This is a genomic window from Deltaproteobacteria bacterium (assembly GCA_019308995.1).
Taxonomy (GTDB): domain Bacteria; phylum Desulfobacterota; class Desulfarculia; order Adiutricales; family JAFDHD01; genus JAFDHD01.
In genome coordinates this window covers 1-9120 of sequence record JAFDHD010000118.1, presented here as the reverse complement: position 1 = coordinate 9120, position 9120 = coordinate 1, and the positions used below count along the sequence as shown (strand labels likewise).

Genomic DNA, 9120 nt, shown 5'->3' with positions numbered 1-9120 from the left:
TTTAACTTAAATAAGTTAAATTCATTTCGACCATTCGAAATGAAACGATTGACAATTGCTATTTGACGCTTATCCTGAACTGAATTACCTCATTCCCGGACAGGCACTAATTAGTAGTCTGGCAAAAAACTTCCGAGTAAACTCGCGTAACGCGGGCCATGGCCTTCTTGAGCGCGGCCACTATCTGGCGGGGCATACCGGGCAGGTTCAGAGCCGCGATCTCCTGCTCGGTGTAAGCGGCTTCATCCCCGCCCCGCACATGGATCAAGCCAAGGCGGTTGACCATGCGGGACATGAGCTCATAGGCCTGAGCCACCTCCTTGAGGCCTCTTGGCCCGAGGCCGCGTCTTTGCATGGCCAGCAGTGCTTTTCTGGTGGAAGGGGACCGGACGCCGCCTTTATATTCCCGGCCGTAGACCATCTGGAGATACTGGGTCATGAACTCGATATCCACCAGCCCGCCCGGTGAAAACTTAAAGCTGATCATGCCCGGTCTGAGCTTGCCGCGTTCCCGGGTCATACGCTGCCGGAGATGGTGAATTCGTTCGACCGCGTCAGGGGGTAAGGGACCGCTGAAAACAGCTCTGTTAGTCAGGCTTTTGATGCGGCTCCCCAGGTTGACCGGGCCTAGAATCCGGCGCATTTTGAGTAAAGCCTGCCGTTCCCAGAGCTGAGACGTCTGGTGGTACCGAGCCAGGGACGCCGGAGTGACCACCAGGGGGCCGAAGGTCCCGGAAGGTCGAAGCCGCGAATCAATCTCATAGCCCGGCCCTTCGGACAGAGGCAGGGAGAGAAAGGAGATAAAGCGCTGCACCACGCGCACCGCGTTCTCGATATTTGCCTGTTCCTTGCCTGTCCGGCCGCCTAAGGCAAAGATAAGATCAAGGTCTGAACGATAATTCAGTTCGCGCCCGCCCAAGGTGCCCAGGCCCATGACGGCCAGAGGCAGGCCTTTCCCGCCGGGGACAAGTTCGGCGGCCAGGGTCAGGGTGTAGTCCATGATCACCTCTGCCAGTGAGGTCAACTGGGTCTGGACCTGATCCAGGTTCAGCTCCCCCAAAAGGTCAAAGAGGCCCAGGCGCAGGATTTCATCGTTTTTAAAACGGCGGATGAGTGAGAGGCGCGCTTCAGGGTCTTCTTCACCATGCAGGACTGTGGAGAGGTCCTCGGTCAGTGCGGCCCGATCCTTTATCAGGCGGGCACTGCGGCGGTCAATGAGGCTGTCCAGGATGCCAGGGTGATTGATCAGGATTTGCGCCAGGTAATCGCTGGTGCCAAACAGCGTCGCCAGGAGGTGAATCAGTTTGGGATTTTCTTCGAGCAGAAGCAGGAAGCCGCCCATGGGGCCGATCCGATTCAGGAAGCGTTCCAGATGAGCCAGGGCGCGGTCCGGGTCCGGGGCCTGAGAGGCCTGCGTAATGAGAGCGGGCATGAGCCGCTCCAGCTGCTGGCGATAGCGGGCCAGGCTGTCGGGAAGATAGCGTTCTTCCTGGATGGTTCGGCATGCAGCCAGGGCCGCTTCCTGACGCTTAAACCCGAGCTCCTGAAGCAGGTTCAGGCTCGAGGCTTGGTCATCCAGATTCTTCAACAGGAATCTGATTTTTTCGGATACATCATCTTCATGAAGCGTTTTCGTGTCTCTTCCGGCCTCTTCAGGCTCAGCCAGCAGAAGCTGGAAACAGGAGTTGATGCGGTTCATGTGGCCCTGTAGTTCGGCCAGGAAAGCGTTTCGCGCCTTGCCTGGAAAATTCATGGAGCGGGCCAGGTTATCCAGGGCGGTTTCGCTTCGAGGCAAAACCTGGGTCTGAGTCAATTCCCGAAGCTGAAGCCGATGCTCCACGGTGCGTAAAAAGACGTAAGCCTTAGACAGTTCTTCCGAATCCTTTGGGCTGATGATCCCTTCAGCTGTCAGGGCCGAAAGGGCCTTAAGCGTCCCGATCAGACGAAGATGCGGCAGACGACCGCCAAAGGTGATGGTCAGGGCCTGAGCAAAGAACTCAACCTCGCGAATGCCGCCCGGAGAAAGTTTGACGTTAACAGCCGGGAGGGAGGGACGACGAGCATTCAACCGACGCAGCTTGATTCTTTTTTCCTCGGTGAAGCGAGCCTTCAGGACTTTGAGCTCCTCCAGGGAGGTGTAATCCAGGTAGCGGCGAAAGATGAACGGGGTCAGTAAATTGAGAAACTCAAGGCCGCCATTAACATCTCCCGCCACGGGTCGGGCCTTGAGCAAGGCCATTCTCTCCCAGGGCTGCCCCAGGGCCAGGTAGTGTTTTGAAGCCGCCTCGACCGACTGGGCCTGAGCGCCATCCTTACCTCCGGGACGAAGGTCCTGATCTACGCGAAAGACAAGACCGTCCTCGGTCACTTCCGACATGGCCCTGGTCACGGTGGTGAAGATAAACTCAGCCACCACCTGGGCGCCCGGCGAGTCTGGGGGCGATGAAAGGGGCTGGTACAGATAAATCAGGTCCACGTCTGAACTGTAGTTCAATTCTCTGGCCCCAAGTTTCCCCATGCCGAGAATGATCGGGACCAGTCCCAGGTTGTGCTTCGGGAGGTTAAAGCGGGCCGCCGCCTTGTGCGTAGCAAAATCAAGAGCCTGAACAAGACAGGCCTCGGCCAGGGAGCTCAGGGTCTCCATGACCTCAGCCAGATCGGCCCGGCCAATCAGGTCCCGGACAGCCAGACGGGCCAGTTCCTGGAGCCGGAAGCGGCGCAGGCAGACCTGAAGTCCTTTGAGGTCGCCTGCTTCCCCGGCTCGAGCCGCGAGTTCTTGGGACAAGGTCTCAAGCACGGCTGGATGCAGGAAAGATCGCTTTAAAAACAACCAGCGGGCCAGTTCGGGCCGCGCGGCCAGGGCCTGGATCAAGGCCGGAGAGTAAGCGGCCAGGGTCCGGAGAGCGCCGGCCGCGGATTCATCCTCTGTAATCGCGGCGCGCTCAGTCGGGGAGAACAGACTGAGGATGATCTCTTCGCGATCATGACCCTGGGTCTGTGTGTGAGTCACCATACTCATCTCTGGCGTAAGCCGGTTTCAGCCTTTATGAATCAGAGAGTTTCTAAGGCATGTCTTTTCAGGTCTCCCCTCACTGCATGGTCGTCAGACATCAAAATAAAGACTGAATTCATACGGGTGAGGCCGAAGCCGCAGTTCGTTCACCTCGTTCTCCATCTTATATTCCAGCCACATATCCACCGCATCCCGCGTGAAAACATCGCCCTTCATCAAAAACTCATGATCATCCTCCAAGGCCCGCAGCGCCTCTTCCAGGGAACCAGGCGCCGAAGGCACATCTGTCAGCTCCTCCGGGGAAAGAGCATAGATGTCTTTATCCAGCGGGTCGCCCGCGGGGATCTTGTTCTGTATGCCATCCAGCCCGGCCATGAGCATTGCCGAGAAAGCCATATAGCCGTTGCAGGACGGATCAGGGAAGCGAACTTCGACCCGCTTGGCCTTAGGGCTTGGGGAATACAAGGGGATGCGGATCGCGGCCGAACGGTTCCGGCTGGAGTAGGCCATGTTCACCGGGGCCTCGAACCCGGGGACCAGCCTCTTGTAGGAGTTAGTCGTCGGGGCGCAGAAGGCGCAGAGGGCCTTGGCGTGGGTCAGGATGCCGCCGATGTAGTGCAGGGCCATCTGGGAAAGGCCGGCATATTCCTCCCCGGCGAAGAGGGGTTTGCCTTTTTTCCACAAGCTTTGATGGACGTGCATACCCGAACCGTTGTCGGAAAAGACGGGTTTGGGCATGAAGGTCACGGTCTTGTTATGCCTCCGGGCCACGTTTTTAACAATATATTTAAAGAGCATCAGCTTATCCCCCATCTCGACTAGGGGGGAGTATTTCATGTCAATCTCACTCTGACCGGCGGTGGCCACCTCGTGGTGCTGGGCCTCGATCTCGATACCGCATTCCATGAGCTGCAGGGCCATCTCGTTGCGAAGGTTGTAGCAGGAGTCCGTCGGCGGCACCGGAAAATATCCTTCTTTGTATCGCGGCTTATGCCCAAGATTTGGATTCTCCTCCCGGCCGGTGTTCCAGAAGCCCTCGACCGAATCCACAAAATAGAAGGCGCTGTGCTGGTTGCTATCATACCGGATATCGTCGAAGATGAAGAATTCAGGCTCAGGCCCGAAGTAGGCCGTGTCCGCCAGCCCGGTTGATTTCATGTAAGCCTCAGCCTTCTGAGCGATATAGCGCGGGTCCCGGGAATACGCTTCCTTGGTGATCGGATCTACGATGTTGCAAATGAGCGACAGGGTCGGGGCTTCGGTGAAGGGGTCCATCATGGCTGTGTCAGGGTCCGGGACGACCAGCATGTCCGAAGCGTGAATGGGCTGCCAGCCCCGGATGCTGGAACCGTCAAACCCGAAACCATCTTCAAAGGAGGATTCCTCCAGGGAGGCGATAGGCAGGGTGAAGTGCTGCCACATGCCAGGGAAGTCCATGAACTTGAGGTCAACCATGGCTGCCTTTTTCTTTTTGGCCATCTCCAATACTTTTTCTGGTGTCATTGTTTTTCTCCTCTATTTTATTATCCTCTTTGGCATGAACCTGGGGGTTGAGTTTTTATCTATTTTTCAAGGGTCAATGTCAGGGCCTCTTTCAAGGCCCTGATTCTAGCCGGTTCATCCACCTTCTGGCCGTCGAAGTCGCGCACGTAAAATACATCCACGACCTGATCAACCTTGGTGGAAATTCGGGCGGTGTGAATCGTGAGGTCCTGATCGAAGATCGTCTGGGTCAGACTGTAGAGCAGGCCGAGCCGGTCATGGGTAAAGACCTCGATGACAGTGTAAAAATCCGAAATTTCATTATCCACCTCCACCCTGGACGGACGGTAAGGTCGGGCCTTAGGAGCCTTGAACATCGGCCGCCGGGGCGAGAGGCGGAAATCCGAAGCCATCTCCCCGGTCAGGACCCGGTGCGCATCGTTCTCGACCTTGGCCCAGGCTTCCTCAACAAAAATAGGATCAGGAGGCGGGTCAACGTGGAAGATATCAATAGCAATGCCGTTTTCCCTGGTAAAGACCTGAGCTCCCAGGATGTTGATGCTGTTGAGGGTGAAGACTCCGGCCATGCTCGCCAGCAGACCGGGCCGGTCTTTGGTCGCCAGGGTGACTTCATAATAACCCTCGTTCGTGTCCCTGACCTCCCAGACCATGACCTGGTCGCCGAGCTGTTCCTCCAGAAGCAGATGCCGGGCCACCTGGCTGGCGGTCATGACCGAGAGATAATGGGCCGAGACATTTTCAAGCCTGGCTTCCACCTGATCCGGGTCCATCTTGCCTTTCAAGGCTTTCTTTACCTCGATCTTAAGTCTTTCCCTCTGATGAGCCGCCTCCCGGCCAGCCAGGTCGCTGCGGGTCAGGACATGATAAACCTTGGTGTAAAGATCGCGCAGCAGGGAAGCCTTCCACTGATTCCAGGCCCTGGGGCCGGTGGCCCTGGAATCGGCAATCGTTAAAAGATAGAGCATGTTCAGTCGGTCCAAATCCCCGACGCGCTGCGCTGAACTAAGAATGAGCTTTTCCTCGGTCAGGTCCCGGCGCGTAGCGGTTTCGATGAGGAAAAGGTGTTCCGCCACCAGGAAGACCAGGGTTTCGGTCGCCTCGGGACTCAAGCCGAGGCGGGTTCCAATTTTAGAGGCCATCCCCGCGCCGCGGCGAGCATGGTCATGCCCAAGACCTTTGCCAATGTCATGAATGAACGCCGCCAGATATAAAATCCCCGGTTCCTTGACCTGCTCCAAAATCGAACGTTCAAAATCATCTCTCCCTTCCCCGCTGGCTGCAATCTTTTTAAGCTCCCATAACGTCAGGACGAGGTGCACGTCCACGGTGTAAAGATGGTAAGCGTCGTGCTGCACCCGCGCCATAACCGGCGCCAGTTCCGGAATGTAGGCGGCCAGAAAGTTGACACCCTGGATGGCCTGAAGGGTGCGAGGCGCGGCGACCGGGCCGGGCGGGGTGGCCGACAGGGCGCGGAAAAAAGAGTGAGCAACTTCCGCATCACACCGATATTGTTTATCAACCAGATCAAGGTTGGCGCGAATGATGTCCAGGGCCTGATGGCTGAGCTGAAGCCCCTCACTGACGGCCACCTCAAAGGCACGCATCATCAGGACCGGCCGGCGGCGAACGTCCGCAGAGGAGGCCAGCTCCACCAGCCCGCGCCGAACGAACAGGCCCTTTTCCACGATGCGGGCATGTCTGGTTATCCGTTTCACCGAGGGCGGGCGAAGGTCCTCCTCAACCCGGCTCAAAAGATAATCCAGGCTGTTACTGACGGAATAAACATGAGTGTAATAATCCTGCATGAACCGTTCCGCGGCCGTAATGTCTCCCGCATCCTCATACCTGAAACGGCCGGCCAGGTCTTCCTGAAAGGCAAGAGTCAGCATCTCGTTCTTCGCGGTGGTCAGGCAATGGAGCTGAGCACGCACGCCCATCATGAAATCACGAGCCTCAGTCAGAACCTCGGCCCCGTCCCGAGGCAGAAAATCGGCCTGGCCCAGTTCCGCAAATCCGGAAAACTCATAGAGACCAAGGCCGGCCCAAAAAATGGCCTGGATATCCCGAAGCCCGCCCTGACCGTTTTTCACATCCGGCTCCAAAAGGTAGGGGCTCTGCCCATATTTTTGATGCCGCGCCTCGATATTTTTTCTGAGGTTCTTGAAGAAGGCTCGGCGCTGCGTCTTCGAACTCAGCCAGCGTCGAAAGCGGCTAAAAAATTGGGTGAAAAGTTCTTCATCCCCTATTAAGAAACGCGACTCGATCAGGGAGACCAGGGTCATGAAATCAGAGCGCCCCATGGCCTGGCACTGGTCAACCGTACGGCTGGCATGGCCCACCGCGAGCTTCTGATCCCACAGTGGATAAAGCACCGCCTCGACCACCGGCCTGATTTTCTCTTCTTCAAAATCAGAATCGTAAAGAAAAAGCAAATCCACGTCTGAATACGGGGCCATCTCACCCCGACCGTAACCGCCCAGCGCCACCAGAGCCAGCCTTGAACGCAAGGCTTGCCCGCCGGCCTCCACATACAGCCCCTTGACATAATCGTCCAGCAGGGCGGTATAGGCGGAGGCAAAGTCAACTCCAGAAAGGTCCTGAGAAAGCGCCTGAATGAGCTCCATTCTTTTTTCTTGAATATCAAGCACGGGTATTAAAGGGCGTCTCGACCTCTCTCGCCGGTACGAATACGTATGCATTCACTCAAAGGAAAAACAAAGATTTTCCCATCACCAATCTTCCCGGTTCTGGCCGTGTCCTGGATCGTCTGCACAATCTCGTCGGCCTGACTAGCCTCGGCGGCAATCTCTATTTTTATCTTGGGTAAAAATTCCACCACGTATTCAGCGCCGCGGTAAATCTCCTTGTGTCCCTTTTGACGGCCGAAGCCTTTAATCTCGGTGATGGTCATGCCCTGCACGCCGATTTCGTTGAGTCCGTCCTTTACATCTTCGAGCTTAAATGGTTTGATGATGGCTTCTATCTTGACCATGGGTTTTCCTCCACCTTCTGCCTTTGAAGACTCCACCCCGTACCAAGTAATTGGATTCAATGATTGATTTAGGGCAAGAGTCAGGCCAAATTGGGATTCTTTTTATAACGATTTGATATTCATTGAATAAACATAAAATTACTTTATCGTATTTTTAAAACTTACGACAAAAATGTCGTAATTTTAACTGAAAAGTACAAAAATGTAGGAACGTGTTTGTTCCTTGCTTTTTCCATGGAAAGCTTTGACAAGCTCTTTCATCCATACTGAGTGAATGACGGGAAAAACACAGATGGCCTCAAGGCCTAATCTGACAATTTTTTTAAACCCGACCTCCATAGCTTAAGGCAGAGGGTCAATTCAAATCTCAGCTTCCTCAGGTTCCGGGCGGGGAGCTTTCCGGGCAGGATATATGGTCAGGGTGTCAGCCCCTAGTAACTTGGCCAGCCGTTCCATGTTTTTGCGCTGGCCCACGGCGATGAGTGTATCCCCGACCTGAAAACGCGCCTCGGCCCAGGGATTGAAGATCATATTCCCATTAGTCGTTTTGATGGCAATGACGATCAGGTCCAGGTCCCGGCGAATGTTGGAATCTTTGAGTGTGATGTCCTTAAGCTCGGACCGAGGCGTCACCAGGATTTCTTCCATGGCCAGGTCAAGGTCCCCCCGGCCGTGGACCGTGCTTTCGATAAAATCCGCCACAGCCGGACGCAGCAGGGTCTGGGTCATATTTCGGGCGCCGATCTGGTATGGAGAAACAACCTTATCCGCTCCGGCGCGCTCGAGCTTGCTCACGGATTTCTCCTGGCTGGCCCGGGTGACGATGAACAGATTTTCATTCATGGCCCGAGCTGTGAGGACGATATAGACGTTATCCGCGTCGGAACTGACCACGGCCACGAGGCCCCAGGCGCGTTCGATCCCGGCCCTGATCAGGTTATCGTCATCAGTGGCTTCACCCACGACATAGAGATGGCCGTCCTGATCAATCTGCTCGATGATCCCCGGGTCATTTTCAATCACGATCAGGGGCAGGTTATTGACGGCTAGCTCCTGCGTAATGGAGTGGCCGATGCGGCCGTAGCCGCAAATAATATAGTGATTCTTGATGGCCTTGATCTGTTTTTCCAATTTTCGCCTCCCCAGGACTCTTCTCAGACTGCCTTCGACCATGGTTCGGGTGAGCTGGCCGATGAGATAGGCCACATTGCCCACGCCGAAGATGATAACAAAGAGGGTAAAGACCCGGCCGACAGGGCTGAGCGGTCGTATTTCGCCGTAACCAACGGTGGCCACGGTGATAATGGTCATATAAAATGCATCCAGGAGTTCCCAGCCCTCGATGAGGGCGTACCCGACGGTGCCACATGCAAGGATGAATATACTCAGGCAGATGGAGACGATTATATTGCGGCGCGAGCTATCGTTTTGCATAGGATTCCTTGGACTAGACTATTTTACGACTTAAGTGGCTTATAAGGCAAGATTTTTCTCTCTAGAGCCATTTGCGTTGTAACGGAATTTTCTTATTTAGCCTCATATATTTCCACTTTTGAGGAAGTGATAATGGCTCGATCCTGTTCTGGGTCAGAATAAAATTAAGGTTTCGAGG

At 55.4% G+C, this 9120-nt stretch carries 5 protein-coding genes; all 5 read right to left on the bottom strand.

Features of this window, described 5'->3' with window-relative positions; translation table 11 throughout:
* Nucleotides 1–106: 106 nt before the first annotated feature.
* On the bottom strand, nt 107–3013 hold the full coding sequence (gene glnE, locus JRI95_14630) for a bifunctional [glutamate--ammonia ligase]-adenylyl-L-tyrosine phosphorylase/[glutamate--ammonia-ligase] adenylyltransferase (protein ID MBW2062777.1): 2907 nt from the start codon (nt 3011–3013) through the stop codon (nt 107–109).
* Nucleotides 3014–3103: 90 nt separating this feature from the next.
* Nucleotides 3104–4516 carry a type I glutamate--ammonia ligase gene (glnA, locus tag JRI95_14625; GenBank protein ID MBW2062776.1) on the bottom strand — a complete coding sequence of 471 codons (1413 nt, stop codon included), beginning with the start codon at nt 4514–4516 and terminating at the stop codon, nt 3104–3106.
* 59 nt (nt 4517–4575) lie between these two features.
* Entirely contained in the window at nt 4576–7140 is a 2565-nt protein-coding gene (glnD, locus tag JRI95_14620; protein ID MBW2062775.1) for a [protein-PII] uridylyltransferase, read from the bottom strand.
* A gap of 29 nt (nt 7141–7169) precedes the next feature.
* Nucleotides 7170–7508, bottom strand: coding sequence for a P-II family nitrogen regulator (locus JRI95_14615; protein MBW2062774.1), 339 nt, complete (start codon nt 7506–7508; stop codon nt 7170–7172).
* Nucleotides 7509–7868: 360 nt separating this feature from the next.
* The gene (locus tag JRI95_14610) at nt 7869–8942 is read right to left on the bottom strand and encodes a potassium channel protein (GenBank protein MBW2062773.1); all 1074 of its coding nucleotides are present in this window, start codon (nt 8940–8942) and stop codon (nt 7869–7871) included.
* Between the last annotated feature and the right edge of the window lie 178 nt (nt 8943–9120).